Below are 18,465 nucleotides of genomic sequence, written 5' to 3'. Positions count from 1 at the left end.
TTATTTTTTTAAAAAGAGTTTTACAGCAGTTCCTTTCGGTATATTTTCATGGAAAGTTATTTTTGCTTCTAGTTTTTTACTTAACTGAATTACCATGTGTAAGCCAAGCCCGTAGTTTTTAAATATAAAATTTTCTGTTCCTACTCTTTCGAAAACCCTGGAATAATATTCTATCTGTATTGGAGACATTCCTTTTCCGGTGTCAAATATACCAATTTCTACTTGAGCATTTTCTTCTCGGGCTTTAATAGTTATTTCTCCGTTGTCGGTATTCTTTACTGCATTGTCGATGAGGTTGTGGAGAATTGCCGAAAGTATGTTTTTATTCGTTCTTAGCTTTACATGAGGATCACAAATATTGATGATCGTCGTACTATGCTCCAGAGCCATTTGCTCAAAAAGAAGTTTTTTGCTTTCTACAATTTCATAGATTGAAGTGTCTTCATCATCCAATGTATTTTCTTCTTTGTAAAGCTCATTGTATTCTTTTAATCCTAAAGTGAATTTAAAAAGCTGTTCGGAAGTTTTGTAGATACTGTCAAAATATTTCTTCTGAATAGTAGCATCTTCCGTTTCGCTTAATTTTTGAGACATCAGCGAGATAAAACGTACCGGAGTGGTAATATCATGGCTTATGCTTTCCATGATCTTTTGCTGATATTCGGCTTCATTTTTCAGTTTTGTTTTTGTGATCTCCAGATTTTCACTGGTTTCTTTTAATTGCTGATCTTTGTTATATACAATACTTTTTAATTTTTCATTGGTAATCCTCAGAAAATTGGTTCGCATTTGTATGATGATAACAATAATGGTGAGTCCTACTAATACAATTAGAATTTTAAACCAAAGTGTTTGATAGAAGAAGGGCTCTATTTCAATGCGGATTTTTTTATAAGTGAATTTCCCCTTATCCGAAGTCAACATCCTAACATGTAAGAAATAGTTTCCGGGAGGAACATTAGCTAAAATGAATTTTCTCCCGTTTTTCGATTCCTCCCAGTTGTTGTTCTCACTATTTTCAAGCCTGGTTTCTAGATAAATATTTTCAATGTTGTGATAATAAGGAAAATCAAAATAGATATCAGCGGTTTTGTAATCGCTTTTCAATTTGAGCGTGTCTTTAAAAAATATTTCATTTTTTCCGTTTTTAGCACGTTCAATAAATAATTGACTTGATTTTGGATGATAGGTTTTAATTTCATCAGGTTTAAAAAATACAAAGCCCTCCATTGATGGGAATACAAAATCTCCGTTTTCAAGAATGTTTCCACTGGGATTAGCTTTACCATTGAATTCATTATTCAGGAAACCATTTTCTTTGGTATAGCGATAATAGGTGACCTTTATATCTTTGTTTTGAGAATACTCCAAAAGCATGTTTTTTGCCACTTTGAATAATCCATTGTTGGAAGAAATCCAGAAAAACCCGTGAGAGTCTTCTAAAATATGATGAGCGTTGGAAATGTAGCCATTTTTATCATACGGCATTGCAATTAATTTATTATCGCGTAATAAATGAATGCCTTTTCCATAAATCAAAACCCAAAGATTACCGTCTTTAGTTTTTTGAATTTGTTTTACCGTAAGCCCTTTGGCGAAATGTTTCAGAAATTTATGCTGAGAAATAGAAACAGAATAAATTCCATCGTCGGTTGAGACATATAATTGATCATTATTAACGGCAAATACATGATAGATATAACTTTTAAATCTGAAAATATTTTTAGGGTGTTTTAATTTGTCATCAGGATATATGTAAAGATAGTAATAATAGAATTCAGGATCTGCCATACTTACACTGTAATTCTTATCTATTTTAAAAACTTCTTGGACCTTCCTTTTATTAAAACTGGAAGAATCTATTTTTTTATATTGTGAATTTTTATATCTCCTTTTGATCTGGTTGAATTCGGGATACAAAAGATTGGAAGAATTATCATAAATGAGACAGCGTTTATCCGTTTTTATATTTGATAAAAACAGTCTGCTAACTTTATCCCGGGAAAACTCGAATCCTTGCTTGGTAATAATTGAATGTTGGGTAAACGGCTGCGCTTCATACACTACTTCACCTGTAAACGGAATGTTTTTTTGGGGAACGTAGAAATTGGAAAGACTAATAATGTTTAAACCTTTCACCACATTTCCAAAATACATTTTATCAGATTCTTCATCATAAAACATACAATACAACAATTCTTTTTCAATTTTTTTGTATTTCATTAAAAAAGAAAGTGTGGGCTTTCCATTTTTATTTTTACTGATGTAGATATTTCCATCATTAATTATGAATATTTGTTTGGTTCCCTGATGCCAGTAGATTTTTGTTTTGGGATCGTTATAAAGTGATGGCTGATTATCATAGGAAATTTTTCCTTTATTAAAGAGAATGGTTCTCCTGTTTTCAGGGTCCCCCATATAAACAATATCATTACACTCAAATGAGTTTCCCAGTAATTTCAGAGGGAAGTTTTCTGAAATAGTTTTTTTTATGCCTTTTTTGGTCACATACTGAACATCTTTCCCATTAAAAAAATAAGTGTCCGAAGTTGTTTTGATATAATAAGAATCTATATCAGGATAGAAATTATTGATAAAACTGTTTTTGTAAAACCTTTTATATTGTTTGCCATTTTGTATAAAAAAAGTTCTGAATACTTTTGTGTTGGGTCGCTGTACTGTTCTGTCTTTTATAAGAACACAATCTTCTTCCCAGTTGTTGAAAATAATGAATCCGTCTTTTCCATATCTCAAAAAGTCTTTGAAACTAATGTTTTTAACCTTATGATTGTTATATGGAATAAAATATGTTCCGTCAAACCTTAAAATTCCGCTGTCAGTAGCCAGCCAGATAAAGCCGTATTTATCTTTGACGATGTCTTTTACACTATTTTGCGGAAGCCCTTGATCCATACCGTACCATCGTGAAGTATACCGTTGAGCATTAAACAACAGTGAGAAAAATAAGGAAATAAAGTAAAAATACTTCATTAGTGATATTTTGGCAATCTTAGTTTTTACCTCACAAAGATATTACAAGTTTGTAGTAGTGGTAAGACAAAATATTAATTTTTTTATTAAATTTAGTATTGTATTTAGTAAATAATTTTTGATTGCTGCTTATTTACCGATACAGAAAGTAACAATCCTTTATTAATAAGGCTTCATAACACTTAAGGTGTACATATTGAAATCTTACTGAACCATCATTTTTTAGGTTTTTCAAAATTTCGTCAAACTAAAAACCTCGATGAATAGGAGTTTTCATATCTTATCAATGATATTTTATATTAAAAAACATACACCTTAAAATACAAGACATTAATAATAATCAACTTACAATGTTATATGGATATATTCAACATCAAAATAATTAAGATTCTGATCAAATTCTTCCTTTGTAAATTTATTTGTTATATCCCAAATTCTAATTTTATTATCTATAAGCTTATTACTCTCTACGTTATAAACTTTAGGAGTTATATAAAATGGTTTATATAAATAATTATTCAAGATTTCAAGATTATTATTTAATCTTTCAATTAATGCACATTGCATCTTAACATCATTTTTTAATTTCTTTATATCTTCAGAATCAGATAGTTTAATTTCTTTTGTTCCTTTTAATTTGGGCTTTTCTATACTTCCCCAATAAACAGCTTTTCCATTTGGTAAAAAGCTCAAAAATGCTGTATCTCCCAATCTTAATGCTAATTCAATATCTTTAAACTCTGTACCTTTTACAAAATAAAAATTATGGTCAATTTTATTCGGATAATAACAATCACATAAAGCTGTTATACATAAATAATAATCTTCATCAGACCCCTTAATAACATCTCCGAAATTCAAATTTGGAACATCATCCGGATTCAAGCTTTTTACTGAAACAGCATTGTGAAAGACGTTTAATTGAAATAAATCTTCATTACTCGGAACTTCATTTTCAAGTTCCTTACTTTTAAAATCCAAAAGTCTGTCTTTAATAGTTCAAGCTTTGCTGTTCTCAATTTCAAAGTAGCGTGCTCCAACAATAATTTCTTTATAATAATGGCAAAAGTTTTATCGTCATTAATATGATTTCTAAATTTAAAAAGAGCTTCTGTTGAAGATTTCAATATAGTTTCATCAATAAAACGCTCATTTGAGTTAAAAACAGATTGTATTTCTAAACCTAGAAATTGAAAGAAGCTACTTTTATTTTTTACAATCTCATCTGCTATTCTTTTAATCAAATGCTTATAATCAGAATCACCCTCCTCTTTTTTATAGCTAATATAAAAGTATTGTTTATAATAAATGAGTCAACGCCTGAAAAAATTACTTCGTGATTATTTTGTATATCCTTGGGGAAAAAGTACTTATTATTATTAAGTGAAACTTTTATTAAATCAAGTATTACTTCCTTTGGTTTATCCTTAACTTTCTCAACAGGAAATTCATCCAAATCTATCTGATTTTCAGAAAAAAAAGAATCAATGTCATCATTTGGATTTGTTTGAAATTCAGAGATTTCTTCAATTGTTAAATAAGAATAAGTATTTTTAATACTTTCAAGTTCTTCCTCATTTAAACCAGACTGAAAGAAACAAATAATCAAGTATAATTGATGTTTTTTCAGGAACCAATTGTAATCTTACCCCATTTTAGGCCATTTAGAAGTAGAGTTTTTGGCTAATAATTTAGGCAACAATATAATTATATAATTTGATGTACCAATTTAATTTTATAGGATATTATTATATAAAACAGATATTTTTTCGTTTCAATTTTTCATTAATGCATAAATAAATATCATTTAAGACATTCAAAATGTTATCAATATCTGCTATTAATTGGTTTGAATATAGTCCTGTGATATTCACAAATACCAAAATACAGATTATCTTACTCTTTAGCTTAAAATACTTGACTTAGCATATTCTAGTTTTGAATTCTTTATTTTTTAGCTAAAGAGTAAAAAATTATGTTTTTACAAAGAAAGTGAATTTCTACCGTCTTTATTTTTTAATGACTTTTATTGTCTCAAGACCCTGTTCTGTTTTTACTCTAACCCAATAAGAGGCTGGAGTAAGAGATGACAAATTAATTTCTGTCTCAACACTGCTTATTTTTTGTTCCATAATGGTCTGCCCAAGAAAGTTAATCACTTCAATATTTAAAATTGGTTGTTTAGATATCAGAAACAAATTGTTTGTAACAGGGTTGGGAAAGAATTTAAAGGTCGTTTTTTCTATTGGGGAGGATACACTTAAATAAGAAGAACAAATAGTTCCGGTATTTATAATACTATTGCCAATCCAGTTGGAGGAGACTCCATTTAAAGTAAAACCATTAAGAGTTCCATTGTAATTATTTCCGCTGCTGTCTTGCAAGATTGTTACGGAAGTATTATTTGCATTACCGATGCCCTGATTAAATTTATAATACGCAATTAATCCTGTTGCCGGACCTGGCAGCTCACAATTCATATGGTTTGCTATTTCACCGGCAGATAAAGCTTTATTCCAGATTCTTACTTCATCCATGGTTCCTGTAAAACTATTTGCAGCATCATTAAAAGCGCCTAATCTAACCATATTTCCCCCATTAACCGGATCAACATCAGTATTGGTAGATATCAATTGTCCATCTTTGTATAACCTCAGTGTGGTCGTACCAGCATCATAAGTTACTGCAACGTGATGCCAGGTATTAATAGATATCGGAACACTGTCTTCTACAGCAAACCAATCACCATTATGCCCAGCAGAAAGTTTACCCGTATTATTGGGTATCCAGAAAGCGTGTAGTCCATCTGAGTCACCACCAGAAATAATGTTGTTTTGAGTATTTAAACTTTTTACGTAAATCCAAGCTTCTTTGCTATAACTGGCAGGCAAAATGTTTCCACAACTTACATAATCGTTTACGCCATCAAAATCCAGCGCTGATCCTTGCTGAGAAAATCCAGATTGGAAAATCATTAAAAAAGATGCAAACCAGATTTTTTGAAAATTTAGTTTAAATGGTGTCAAAAGTATTCTACTTTTCATAATTATCATTTTATTAATTATGTCACAAAATTGTATCATTCTTCCGGAGATTCATACAAGGGTAAACCCCTGAATTAAGGATTGTATAATTTTCAATATTAGAAATTGATACATTTGTAAAAAAATACTTGTATGCCTGCGATTAAGAAAATCATATTCTTATTCATTACTTTTTTTACATTATCATGTAGAGAAAAAAAGGACAATTTTTATTTTGAAAAAATAGCTCCGCCAAAAGAAGAGCCTACAAAAGTTTGGTTAAGAAAAAATGAAAATTATAACGCCAATAAAGAACATTACCTGAAGATTTTTTTAGGCTACTATCATAGTAAAATTGCTAAAAGTGATTACTCGGACGCTTCCAAAATTCTGGATCTAGTGACCACAAAATTTGTTTATTTTTATGATTTTGACCCTCGTCTTACCAAAGTTGTAAAAGAATTTGATGAAAGGTATAGAAGTGAATTACCACCCATAAAAACAATTTATGTTGATAGTTATTATGGTAATTTAGAATTTGACAGAGACAATTTGAACAAGGCTAAGGATTATTTTTTAAAAATTACAGCTTTAGAGCCAGATGATTATAAAAGTTGTTATAAAATAGCCCGTGCTTATTATGATTTATCATATACTTATTTTGTCTTGGGAGATTTGAAAAACAGCATAGAAGCGAATGAAAAATCAAGAAACTACTCCATTAAAATTAGAGATCAGGAAAGTATAGCTTCTGTAGAGTCAAATTATGTCAATATTTACAAAGCAAATGGCTCTTTTCAGAAGGCTATTGAAAGTGCAGATGAAGTAATAAAAATATATAAAGAAACCGGGAATACCTATGATTATTTCATGGGAAAGTATAACAAATGTTCTGTTTATGTTTTTTTTAATAAGCTTCGGCTGAAAAATAAATACATCCACGAAACTTACAAAGAATATATAGCCAGTCAATATGATAATGATATACTTCTTCTTTGTATTTCTGACTACGAAATAGAAGCTTTAACTGAAGAAAATAAATTAAACGATGCCAAAATTGTTTTAGACAAAATAAAGCCTGTTGCCGAAAAAAATACCTCTCAAAATTGGCAAAAGGATTACCAGGCTACCTTAGCTTTATATCAAGTCAATAGAGATGTAAAAACGTGTAATACAAAATATATAGAAAACTCACTGCCCAATTTGCTTGAACATAAAAATTACGAAAGAGCTAACTTATTTTACAGTGTTTTATTAGAAAAAGCAATTCAAAGCAGAGATCTGGATAAGGTTGTTCTTTATAATAATGAAGTTTACCGAACAAAGGACAGTTTATCGAGCGCAAAAAATAGGCTGATCAATTTAGAACTCGCCGCAAAATATGAAACTAAAGAGAAAGAACAGGAAATTAAACTTCAACAGAAAACTATTATCAATAAAAATGTGGTTATTGTGGCTTTAATATTCGTTTTTATTGCATTGTTATTAGTAATTATCATTTATTATTTAAAACAAAAACAAAAGAAATTATCTTTGGAAAAAGAACGATCATTGCAATTTACCAAAAACCTTCTGGATAAAACCGAGAAAGAACGTAAAAGAATTGCTTCTGATCTCCATGATACTGTGAGCCACGAATTATTGTCGCTCAAGCATTCTTTTGAGGTAAGCCAGCTTCAATTAAACGAAAAAGTGGATAGCATAATTAATGACATCAGAGCAATCAGCAGAAATTTGCATCCCGTTCTTTTTGAAAAAATTGGACTCGAAGCCAGTTTAGAACAATTCATAGAACGTATCCAAAATACACATCGTTTTATGATCACCGCCGAAATCAATTATCAAAATTGCCTCACGACTGAAAAAGAATTGCAAATCTATAGAATTGTGCAGGAAGCTGTTTCAAATATTATAAAATATGCTGATGCCATCGCTGCAAAAGTAGTTTTAATTGAAAACAAAGACGCCATTATTTTAGAAATTATTGATAATGGAAAAGGTTTTAATGTTGAAGAAACGCTGAAAAAAAAGGATGCTTTTGGTTTACACAATATGATAGAAAGAAGCAAAGCAATTGGCGGACAAGCCCGTATCACGTCAACTGATAAAGGCACAAAAATAATGGTACAAATAAAAAAATAATACAATGAAAATTCTAGTTGCAGACGATCATCCTTTAACCTTGAATGGAACCGTTTCTTACCTTACAAATTTGGGATATAACGTAGTTAGTGCTTGTTCTAACGGTACTGCAGCGCTTAATTATATTCAGGTTTATTTGCCGGATGTAGCTGTTTTGGATTTAAATATGCCGGGTTTGGACGGATTGGAAGTGGCAAAAAAAGTAATGGAAAATAAATGGAATACTAAAATTATCATCCTTACCATGCACAATGAAATTGGAGTTCTGAACAAAGCAAAAGAATTTGAAGTAGATGGCTATGTTTTAAAAGAAAAAGCTTCCACAGATTTAGAAAAATGTATGAAAGAAATTGCTTTCGGCAAGAAATATTATTCCGGAGCTTTACTTCAAAATTACACGATAGAACACACAGATGAACCCGGCATACTAAACCTATTAACACTTTCTGAAAGAAAAATAATAGAATTAATAGCTGCTCAAAAAACCAGCAAGCAAATTGCTGAACTTCTTTTCCTGTCCGAAAAAACAATAGAAGGACACCGTACCAGAATTATAGAAAAACTGGGTATTCCAAAAGAAAAAAATGCATTACTGATTTGGGCTATACAGAATTACAAAAAATGAAAGGAAACATACCTTTAATCTGACTTAAACGAACCAAATCAGCTATAAAAGTGTTTGAAGATACGCTCATTAAGGTCACTTTAATTCTACGATTCTTTCCAAATCTTCCACCAAATGTTTCGATATTTCTTCAGTTATGGGTACAAAAAACCTCTGAAATCATTTGATTTTCAGAGGTTTTGTTTTTTTACTATCTAATTTTCCAAGCTTCTCAAGAAATTCAAAATCTCCGCTCCAATTTCTTCAACATGAGTTTCCAATGCAAAATGTCCTGTATCGAAAAACTTCACTATGGCTTTGGGTAAATCCTGTTTGAATGCTTCTGCTCCCGCTGGTAAAAAGAAAGGATCTTTATTCCCCCAAACCGCCAACAAAGGAACCTGACTTTCCCTGAAATACTGATGAAAAGTCGGATATAAAGCCACATTGGTTGCATAATTTTTAAATAAATCCAATTGCAGTTCGTCATTATCTTTTCGATCCAAGAAAAATTGATCCAAAGTGTATGTTTCCGGAGCAATCAAGCTTTTATCTGATACACCATGAAAATATTGAAACTTTATCATTTCCGGAGTTAATAATTCTCTTAATGCATTTCTATTTTCTTCACTTGGATTCGACCAATATCTTTGTGTTGAAGCCCAATTTTCACTTAATCCTTCTTCATAAGCATTTCCATTTTGAGTAATAATTCCGGTTACTTTCTCAGGATTGGCAACGGCTAAACGATAGCCAACAGGAGCTCCATAATCAAAAACCTGAATGGCAAAACGTTTCAAATCCAGTTGATCGATGAATCCCTGAATATATTTCGTTAAATTGTCAAAAGTATAGTCGAATTCCTTATAATCGGGAGCATCCGAATATCCGAAACCGATAAGGTCAGGGGCAATTACTCGAAATTCATTGCTTAAAATTGGAATTAAATTTCTATACATAAATGAAGAAGTAGGAAATCCGTGCAATAATAAAATTACAGGGGCATCTTTTGATCCTGCTTCACGGTAAAAAATGCTGAGACCATCGACTTTTTTCGTTAAATGCTTTACAGTGTTTGTTTTCATTTTATAATTTTAAAGTTGATTAAAAAAAACAGACAAGTTTGTTTTTATATTTAAATATTGTTTTTGAATATTACTGATTCAAAGATATAAATTAATTACATTAAAAAAACAGACAAGTCTGTTTTTTTAATGTAAAATTAACGTTCAAATCTTAATAAATTGATAACCAATGATTTTTTTTTAATTTAAAAGCTTTTCTGCAATTTTTTTTGCATTAAGTACAGGGAAAACATCATCGTGAACTTTATTTCCTGCCAAAGCTCCTTCGAATAAGGTATAAATTTCATCACTCAAATCTGCTTTTTCAATAGGTTCAAGAATTTGATGGAAAAGTTGACGAACTTTATTTTTCTGCTTTTTAATTTGAGAACGAACAACTTCATCCTCTTTTGTAACCTCCGAAACGATATTCAAAAAATGACATCCGTAATAATCTTTCTTTTGAACAATATTCATTAAATAATCAAAAACAGCTAAAATTTTCTCCTTTGGATCTTCAAATTTTTCTGTCGCATCTTTCAATTCTTTGTCAGAAATAGCACCTTCCGTTTCGAGATAAGCCATCAGAATTTCTTCTTTCGAACGAAAAGTACTATACAAAGTAGACTTCACAACCCCCGATTCTGCAATAATCTGGTTGATTCCCGTACTCGTATAACCTTGCTTGTAGAAGAGTCTGGAAGCTGTTTCAATAATACTTTGTCTTACTGAATTTTTTCTTTCTTTAGCCATATTCAAAATTAATCAAATTTAAATAAACAGACAAGTCTGTATTTAAAATACTACACAAAAAGGTAGTTGTTTGTAGTTCTATTTACAATTATCTTTGAATCAAGGACATGATAAAAACTAACTAACCATTTTGATAAGAACCTTTGGAAATAATTCCGAAGGTTTTTTAATTTAGAATGTGTTTAAATTTGAACTACTTAAAGAAATAGTTTGTATCGTTTTTAACAATTTATCTATTTTCGCTTTTCCAAAATTCAATTTACACACATCAAGATAAACGATATTATGCCGACCAATGTCTCCCATAAACTGATCTCCATGACAGATTTCGTCATTGAATATTATTCTAATGAAGGATATGCCGATCTTCAGACATTGAATTTGATGAAAAATTATGCAAATCTTCTCAGAAAACCTCTCACTTTAGGAATGTTTGTTCCTGTAGATTCCAGCGGAAATATACTGAAAGAACCTAAAAACTACGACAGCTGGAAATCTCTTGAACACAATCGTAAAAAAGCAAACGAAGATACCCCTGAAGAAAGTCTTAACGAATACAAATTGTATCAAAAAGCAAAAAGAAAATGTATTTTTGAAGGTTTTAAACTAGCTTACAATGGTTATTCTGTTGTGAGAATTGAAGCTTCATACAATCCTGCTATTGAGTTATCTTTTACCAAAAACGATTTATTACCACAAACTTTTACAGATGTGGAATCTTTACTACAATTTGACGAAATTTATTTAAATAATACAGGTTTGAAAAAAATAGGTATCAATAAATAAATTACCTTACAAAATGATGAAAAAGTGCAATAAATATAAAAATTGAAGGCACTACAATTGCGAAATATTTTCCAAATTTTGCCAAAGCTTTTGCATATTTATTGTTAAATCCCACCGACTGCATCGAAGAATAAAACCCATGCCACAGGTGAAAACCCAACAATACAAATGCACAGCAATATAAAAAAACACGAACAGGATTTTCAAATTTATGAACCAGCTCTGCATAATATCTTGTCTCATTCGGAGCATTCATTTCGATGAATTTATAATTGAGTTCCTGAAACCAGAAATCGTACCAGTGAAGACAAAAATAAGAAAGAATAACCGCTCCGGAAATAATCATATTTCTTGAAGTCCATGAACTGTTAACTGAACTTGCATTCGCTGCATACTTTACAGGTCGCGCTTTTCTGTTTTGAATTTCAAGAATAAATCCCATCACAAAATGAAAAACAACTCCTAAAATAAGAATCGGCTGACCAATATACTGCACCAAAGGATTATATCCCATAAAATGTGAAATCTGGTTAAAAAGATTCGCACTGATGACAGATGTGAAATTCAATGATACATGAAGCATCAGAAAACTAATGAGGAAAAAGCCGGAAAATCCCATTGCTATTTTCCTCATGATTGATGAATTAAGAAATTGTTTTGCCATGACTATTTTTTATAATGACAAACAATTTTTTGTTTTTGGACAAATTTTAGAATTAAATTCAATTACTCTTTCACTGCCTTTGCATACACTTCCAAAGCCCTTTTTCTGGCGAAAGTATGCTCAACAATTGGGTCAGTATTCATATCTTTTTCTGAAAGCCACTGTTTGATATATTTCAAATCTTTATCAAATTTTTTCGTCTGCTCAGAAGGATTAAAAACTCTGAAATATGGTGCTGCATCGCAACCGCATCCTGCCGCCCACTGCCAGTTTCCGTTGTTGGAAGACAATTCGTAATCCAATAGTTTTTCAGCAAAATAGGCTTCTCCCCATTTCCAATCAATCAAAAGATGTTTAGTCAGAAAACTTGCAACGACCATCCTCACTCTATTGTGCATAAATCCTGTTTCGTTCAGCTGCCGCATTCCTGCATCTACTATAGGATAACCCGTTTTTCCCTCACACCAAACCTTGAATTCTTTTTCATCATTTCTCCATTTTATATTCTCATATTTTTCTTTAAAACTATGATGAACAACTTTTGGAAAATGAAACAAAATCTGCATGAAAAATTCTCTCCAGATCAATTCATTCAGCCATGTTTCGTTGTGTTTTAAAGCAAATTCAACACATTTTCGAATTGAAATTGTTCCAAAACGAAGCGCAATTCCCAAATGAGTTGTATGGTTTAAACCAGGAAAATCCCTGTATTGATCATAGTTGTCGATAATTGATTTTTCTAATGTCGGCTTCTTAAATTCAAGATCTGTTTTTTGAAATCCAATTTCTTTTAAGGTCGGAAATTTAGATGAAGAATATTGTAGAAACTGTGAATAATTGGTTTTGAAATTTTTAAGTTTAATAGATTTAAAATTCTCTTTCCATTTCTTTGAATATGGCGTGTAAACAGTGTACGGTGTTCCGTCGTTTTTTACAACTTCACTTTTTTCAAAAATAACCTGATCTTTAAAATCATTAAATTCAATTTTATTTTTTTGAAGAAAATCGCGAATTTCCTGATCCCTTTTTATCGCTGACGGCTCGTAGTCCCGATTGCAAAAAACAGCATCAATTTCAAAGTCCTTGATTAACTTTTTAAAGGCATTTATTGGTTTATCATTAAAAACCGAAAGTCCACTTTTATGCTTTTTCAGTTCAATATGTATTTCTTCTAAGGCTTGATGAATGTAGTCTACCCTTCTGTCGGATTTATTTTCCAGTTTATCCAAAATTTCTGTGTCAAAAATAAAAATGGGTAATACCTTCAATCCTTCTTCTAATGCTTTATTAAGACCAATATTATTTTCTAATCTCAAGTCTCTTCGAAACCAAAAAATGTTTACTTTTTCTTTTTTTGACATAGAATTATTTTTTGTTGAATTTTTCTTCCAGAATCTGATAACGATAATTGAAAATATCTTCCACTTTTTTCTTTACTAAAATGCTGTGAGCAATTTCACCTAAAAAGCCTAATGGCAACTCATAATCGACTGTATCTTTCATTAAAACACCGTTTTCATTTTCAATAAATTCATGGAAATGATGCCATAATTTATAAGGACCTTTCTTCTGAAAATCTGTAAAGCTTTTTTGGAAATCGACGTGAATAATTTCAGTTTGCCACTTCATTTTGATCCCAAATAAAGGCGATACGAAATAATCGATAATCATTCCTTCATAGATATCATCGTTTTCGAATGTCGACAGGACAATGAAATTCATTTCTTTCGGAGTAATTTTCGAAAGGTTGTTCGCAGCAGAAAAGAATTTCCATGCGGTTTCTATGTCGCAATTGAGTTGTTGTTCGCGATATAATTGGTGTTTCATTTTGCTTAAATATGTTCGGATTGAAGTGCAAAAATCAGACTAAAAAATTTAAATTGAAATTTTATTTATGGTGTAAATTTTAAAATTGATAAATTTTGATTTAAATCCATAGATTTTGTTTTGATAAAACTTAAGGTTTGACTTTTAACAGTCGCAATTTCCTAGCCCCGATTGCAACGGCATCCTTTTGTGTAGCGAAGCGAAGCAAAAGATATAGTGGAAAGCGGGATAAAGCTTCAAATAAAATTGAAATTAATTATAAATCCACATCAAAACTGGTTTCTTAGAATTCTGAATCATTGGGTCGATTTCTTTCATCGCATTATTGGAAATTGTCGGGCAGCCCCATCCTTCGGGAGAACCTTTCGGGAAAACCTCTTCATCACTCATCATATTCCATGAATGAAAAACGATAACTCTTTTTAAGGCATTGCTGTTTGTTTCCTCCAAGCCATGCATTAAATATTTTACATGAATTCCCCAATCGCTGTAACCGCGACCCTGCAATTTGTATTTTCCTAAAGCCGAAAGGTGACTTCCATCTTCATTGCTGAATTTAGGATAATCTTTTGATTCATCACTACTCCATTGATTTGTTCCGCAACCATGACCAACCAAATATTTTTTTGAAATAGAATTCGTTGTAAAATCCCAAACCATAAATCTCTTCACACCGGAATGCAGACTCATATCAATCAGAATACAAAAATCTGTGTTAAACTTTTTAGATTCACAAAATTTTAATGCTTCTTCGGCTTTGGATTTTGTTTTATTTAAATCGATCTCAGGTTTTTGTTCTTGTTTTATCATTGAATTATCTTCAATTGACTTAATATCATTCTTGCTTTCTGTTTTACATGAAAATAAAACCAGAAAAACAAAACACAGACTAAAAACATTCATCTGAATTTATTTATAATGTAAAAATATCCCGTAATCTGAAGGCGTCCAAAGTGCTGCTTTTTGATCGGCAGCTTTTAAAGCATCGTTTGACCAAGTGTTGCAAGTATTCAGAAAGCTGTATTTCCCCTGTGCATCGTAGAAAGCGTCATTGTTTCCGTATACAGCATTTGTGGGAATTAAAATATAATTTCCGTTTTGGTCTTTATCAAATTTAGCATCAACAAATTCTATCAATTTTTTGTATTGGTTTTTGCTGATCATGATTTTTTTGCAATCATCACCTTCCTTCATTTCTTTGTAATAAGTGCAGTGCATGGCAGATTCGCTAAGCCAAAATGCCGCTTTGAAAGCCGTTGAAAACTTAAGATCTGCCCAAGTTGGTGTGTCCAGATAAAAACCTTTATCGCCCCATCCGACTCCAACATAATTATAATCTGTACTCTTGGATTTTATATTACTAAAAGGAATTTTCGTGCCCCAATCCTGCAAATCGTTCTTTACTGGCATTACAATATCGGTATGAACCCCGTTGGTATAAATATAGATAGGAATTTCTTTTTTCTGACCGTCATCTTTTGCGGAAACTTCTATAAAAGGTAACAAATAGCCCAAAGCTATATACAATACAACAATTCCTATGATGATTCCTATAGTTTTTAGAATAAGGATTAGCATTTTTTTCACGTTCATGTTTTGAATAAGGTTAATAAAATTTAATTTATAATTTTTCGTAAAAGTATTTGTTTTAATCGAAATTTTCGCTAAATTTAAGTACGAAATATTCAAAAATATGCACAAAAACACTAAATCAAACAAAAGATTTAAAGTAAGAGTAAAAGTTGCTCCTAAAAGAGTACAAAAAAGACGTTGATTTTTGGTGAGATTTTATCTCCTGAAGGTCAATTTTTCTTTTTAGGAAAGACTTTTCAAAAGTTTTACTTGTAAAAATCTTCACCTCCTTAAAGCTAAAAAATTTAAGGGATGGTCGACAACCCGCTTTACTCTGGAACTTAAACAATTCCAGATAAGGGTTTATCACCAAAAATGTAATCTATTTTTCTTTCGAAGACTTCTCCAAAAATTCAATATTTCGTTTCAAACCTGCAAATTTTGTCCTTTTTACTGGAGATTTTCTGAAAATTTCTGAGAATAATTCTTGGGTTAATTCTTTCCACTCTCCTTTTTTGAAGTTTTTCAATGCATCATTCGGTGTGAATTTCATTTGCTGGTTGGGCGCAGAAAAACGATTCCATGGGCAAACGTCCTGACAAACATCGCAACCAAACATCCAATCATCCATTTTATCTTTAAAATAATCAGGAATTGCATCTTTTAATTCGATTGTTGCATAAGAAATACATTTGCTTCCGTCGATTAATTTTTCTGAAACAATGGCGCTTGTCGGACAAGCATCGATGCATTTTCTGCAAGTTCCGCAATGATCGGTGGTTTCATGATCTGCAATTAACTCCAAATCGCAAATGATTTCTGCCAAAAAGTAGAACGAACCGTTTTGCTTTGTAATAAGATTAGCATTTTTACCCACCCAGCCAATTCCGGATTTTTTTGCCCAGCTTCTTTCCAAAACAGGCGCAGAATCTACAAAAACACGAAATCCGAATTCACCGATTTCTTCCTGAAGCTCTGCAACCATTTCGCGAAGAATATCTTTGATTACTTCATGATAATCTTCTGCATAAGCATATTTTGAGATCTTAAAATTCTCAAGCGTAGAAATTTTTTCTTTCGGAAAGTAATTATAAGAAAGAGAAATCACAGATTTTGAACCTTCAACTAAAAGCCGTGGATCAAGTCTTTTATCAAAATAATTTTCCATGTATTTCATTTCGCCATGAAAATTATTTTTCAGCCAATTTTCCAAAGGACGCGCATCTTCTTCCAAAAAATCAGCTTTGGAGATTCCACAACTTTGAAACCCAAAACTTTTGGCTTTAGCTTTAATTAATTGTGAATATTTTTCCGCTTTTGAATTCATTATTTAACATTACAAAATTAAGATTATTTTATAATTTTGCGGGCGTTTGAAGGATTCATATTTTAAATGCTTCAAATCTTTGTAAAACCGGAAAAATAATACCATGAAAAAAATCAGTTTGTTGACAGGACTTATTTCTACTTGCCTTTTTAATGCTCAAATTAAATTTGAAAAAGGTTATTTTATCAACAATTCAGGACAGAGAACTGAAGTTTTGATTAAAAATCTCGACTGGAAAAATAATCCAACAGAATTCGAATATAGAACAGAAGAATCTTCAGACATTAAGACTCAAACCATTAAAAACATTCAGGAGTTTGGAATTGATAATGAGAGAAAATATATCCGAAAAACGGTAATGATTGATCAGTCTTCTGAGCAGATGCAAACCATGTCTGACCATAAAAATCCTGATTTTAAAGAAGAAACTGTGTTTTTAAAATATGTGGTTGAAGGAAAAGCAAACCTCTATTATTATGAAAACAAAGATCTTGAAAAATTCTTCTTTTCCAGCAATGATTCTGAAATAAAACAACTTGTTTACAAACCTTATTATCTTAATTCTGCACAAATTGCTTACAATGAAGAATATAAGAAACAAATTTCTGATAATCTAAAATGTGGTGTTGAAAAATCTGATATCGACAAAGTGGATTATCGTGCAAAAGATTTAACAAAGATTTTCATGAAATACAATGAATGTTCAACCGGAACGGCTGTAAATTATAATCAGACATTAGAGAAAAGAGATCTTTTTAACCTTACTATAAGACCTGGTGTAAATTTTTCTTCTTTTGAAATGACTAATGGATATTATTCAACGGTTGAGAATACAAAATTTGATAAAGAAACATCATTCAGAATCGGCTTGGAAGCCGAGTTTATTCTACCATTTAATAAGAATAAATGGGCAATTTTTGCGGAACCTACTTATCAATATTATAAGTCTGAAAAAGAATCGATTGTATATCCCGGACAATATTTTGAAGCTAAATATTTAAGCAAAACAGATTACAAATCGATCGAAGTTCCACTTGGAGTAAGACATTATTTTTTCTTGAATGACAAATCTAAAATCTTCATCAACGCAGCATATGTAATTGATTTTCAAATAAAATCAAAAATAAACACCAATTATACGGAACTTGAAATTTCCTCAGGAAACAATTTTGCATTTGGGATCGGATACAAATACAACAACAAATTTCTTGTAGAATTCCGTACTTCAACCCAAAGAACTCTTTTGCAAAACTATAATAGCTGGAGTTCAAAATACCAGACTTCATCAATTATATTAGGCTATACTTTGTTTTAAAAAACCTTTTTATAATCATGAATTATCATTAAAATTTTACGTATTTTCGTTATCAGTTTAATTTTAATTATAAACAATATGTCTTTATCAGAAGTTATAAAATCAGGAAACTATGAATTAATCGACGTTCGTGAGCCAATGGAATTGGAAATGGACGGAAATATAGATGGTGCTAAAAATATTCCTCTTGGTGAAGTAGAGGACAGACAAGATGAGATTCTGTCTATCGAAAAGCCGGTGATCTTATTCTGCAGAAGTGGAAACAGAAGCGGAAAAGCGTTGGAATATCTTAATTCTCAAGGATTAAAAGATGGCTACAACGGCGGCGGCTGGGCTGAATTGAAAGCAAATCTAGAAGCAAATCAAGGAACTTTTTAAAAGTTCCTTTTTTTATATA

The 18,465-nt window shown here is 31.1% G+C and carries 17 protein-coding genes; 5 read left to right on the top strand and 12 right to left on the bottom strand.

Annotated elements, in window-relative coordinates; genetic code table 11:
• From ACKX2A_RS17660 to ACKX2A_RS17645, 4 genes are all read right to left on the bottom strand, one after another.
• The gene (locus ACKX2A_RS17660) at positions 1-2,991 is read right to left on the bottom strand and encodes a sensor histidine kinase (protein WP_415326246.1); all 2,991 of its coding nucleotides are present in this window, start codon (positions 2,989-2,991) and stop codon (positions 1-3) included.
• Positions 2,992-3,336: 345 nt separating this feature from the next.
• Entirely contained in the window at positions 3,337-3,972 is a 636-nt protein-coding gene (locus ACKX2A_RS17655) for a hypothetical protein (protein WP_415326245.1), read from the bottom strand.
• A 259-nt stretch (positions 3,973-4,231) separates the two neighbouring features.
• Positions 4,232-4,600 (bottom strand): hypothetical protein, encoded by a 369-nt coding sequence (locus ACKX2A_RS17650; protein WP_415326244.1) that lies wholly within the window; start codon positions 4,598-4,600, stop codon positions 4,232-4,234.
• A gap of 400 nt (positions 4,601-5,000) precedes the next feature.
• The gene (locus ACKX2A_RS17645) at positions 5,001-6,035 is read right to left on the bottom strand and encodes a LamG-like jellyroll fold domain-containing protein (RefSeq protein ID WP_415326243.1); all 1,035 of its coding nucleotides are present in this window, start codon (positions 6,033-6,035) and stop codon (positions 5,001-5,003) included.
• Between the two features lie 132 nt (positions 6,036-6,167).
• On the opposite strand from ACKX2A_RS17645, the gene ACKX2A_RS17640 reads away from it, so the two are divergent.
• Complete coding sequence (locus ACKX2A_RS17640) at positions 6,168-8,156, top strand: ATP-binding protein (RefSeq protein WP_415326242.1); 1,989 nt, start codon at positions 6,168-6,170, stop codon at positions 8,154-8,156.
• 4 nt (positions 8,157-8,160) lie between these two features.
• A complete protein-coding gene (locus tag ACKX2A_RS17635) occupies positions 8,161-8,781 on the top strand; it encodes a response regulator (protein ID WP_415326241.1) in 621 nt (206 codons plus the stop codon).
• 194 nt (positions 8,782-8,975) lie between these two features.
• Here ACKX2A_RS17635 and ACKX2A_RS17630 read toward each other — a convergent pair whose 3' ends face one another.
• Positions 8,976-9,845: an alpha/beta fold hydrolase gene (locus tag ACKX2A_RS17630; RefSeq protein WP_415326240.1), complete on the bottom strand. Its 870-nt coding sequence runs from the start codon at positions 9,843-9,845 to the stop codon at positions 8,976-8,978.
• Between the two features lie 180 nt (positions 9,846-10,025).
• The gene (locus ACKX2A_RS17625; RefSeq protein ID WP_415326239.1) at positions 10,026-10,577 is read right to left on the bottom strand and encodes a TetR/AcrR family transcriptional regulator; all 552 of its coding nucleotides are present in this window, start codon (positions 10,575-10,577) and stop codon (positions 10,026-10,028) included.
• 318 nt (positions 10,578-10,895) lie between these two features.
• On the opposite strand from ACKX2A_RS17625, the gene ACKX2A_RS17620 reads away from it, so the two are divergent.
• On the top strand, positions 10,896-11,363 hold the full coding sequence (locus tag ACKX2A_RS17620) for a hypothetical protein (protein WP_415326238.1): 468 nt from the start codon (positions 10,896-10,898) through the stop codon (positions 11,361-11,363).
• Position 11,364: 1 nt separating this feature from the next.
• Here the strand turns inward: ACKX2A_RS17620 and ACKX2A_RS17615 are convergent, their stop codons facing one another.
• The 6 genes from ACKX2A_RS17615 to queG all read right to left on the bottom strand — a co-directional run bounded on the left by ACKX2A_RS17615 (position 11,365) and on the right by queG (position 16,753).
• Positions 11,365-12,027 (bottom strand): succinate dehydrogenase cytochrome b subunit, encoded by a 663-nt coding sequence (locus tag ACKX2A_RS17615; protein WP_415326237.1) that lies wholly within the window; start codon positions 12,025-12,027, stop codon positions 11,365-11,367.
• 62 nt (positions 12,028-12,089) lie between these two features.
• Positions 12,090-13,388: a cryptochrome/photolyase family protein gene (locus tag ACKX2A_RS17610; protein ID WP_415326236.1), complete on the bottom strand. Its 1,299-nt coding sequence runs from the start codon at positions 13,386-13,388 to the stop codon at positions 12,090-12,092.
• A gap of 4 nt (positions 13,389-13,392) precedes the next feature.
• Positions 13,393-13,854: an SRPBCC family protein gene (locus ACKX2A_RS17605; protein WP_415326235.1), complete on the bottom strand. Its 462-nt coding sequence runs from the start codon at positions 13,852-13,854 to the stop codon at positions 13,393-13,395.
• A gap of 252 nt (positions 13,855-14,106) precedes the next feature.
• Positions 14,107-14,664: a murein L,D-transpeptidase catalytic domain-containing protein gene (locus ACKX2A_RS17600; protein ID WP_415326234.1), complete on the bottom strand. Its 558-nt coding sequence runs from the start codon at positions 14,662-14,664 to the stop codon at positions 14,107-14,109.
• Positions 14,665-14,763: 99 nt separating this feature from the next.
• Positions 14,764-15,432 carry a TIGR02117 family protein gene (locus ACKX2A_RS17595; protein WP_415326233.1) on the bottom strand — a complete coding sequence of 223 codons (669 nt, stop codon included), beginning with the start codon at positions 15,430-15,432 and terminating at the stop codon, positions 14,764-14,766.
• A 376-nt stretch (positions 15,433-15,808) separates the two neighbouring features.
• A complete protein-coding gene (gene queG / locus ACKX2A_RS17590; protein ID WP_415326232.1) occupies positions 15,809-16,753 on the bottom strand; it encodes a tRNA epoxyqueuosine(34) reductase QueG in 945 nt (314 codons plus the stop codon).
• 103 nt (positions 16,754-16,856) lie between these two features.
• On the opposite strand from queG, the gene ACKX2A_RS17585 reads away from it, so the two are divergent.
• Together ACKX2A_RS17585 and ACKX2A_RS17580 are read left to right on the top strand one after the other, a co-directional pair.
• Positions 16,857-18,068: a tRNA modification GTPase gene (locus ACKX2A_RS17585; protein ID WP_415326231.1), complete on the top strand. Its 1,212-nt coding sequence runs from the start codon at positions 16,857-16,859 to the stop codon at positions 18,066-18,068.
• Between the two features lie 78 nt (positions 18,069-18,146).
• Positions 18,147-18,446, top strand: coding sequence for a rhodanese-like domain-containing protein (locus ACKX2A_RS17580; protein ID WP_415326230.1), 300 nt, complete (start codon positions 18,147-18,149; stop codon positions 18,444-18,446).
• Positions 18,447-18,465: the final 19 nt, after the last annotated feature.

Origin of the sequence: Chryseobacterium sp. MMS23-Vi53 (genome assembly GCF_047651245.1) — a bacterium.
Taxonomy (GTDB): Bacteria; Bacteroidota; Bacteroidia; order Flavobacteriales; family Weeksellaceae; genus Chryseobacterium.
The sequence above is the reverse complement of the archived record's forward strand: the minus strand, read 5'-3'. Positions and strand labels throughout refer to the sequence as shown.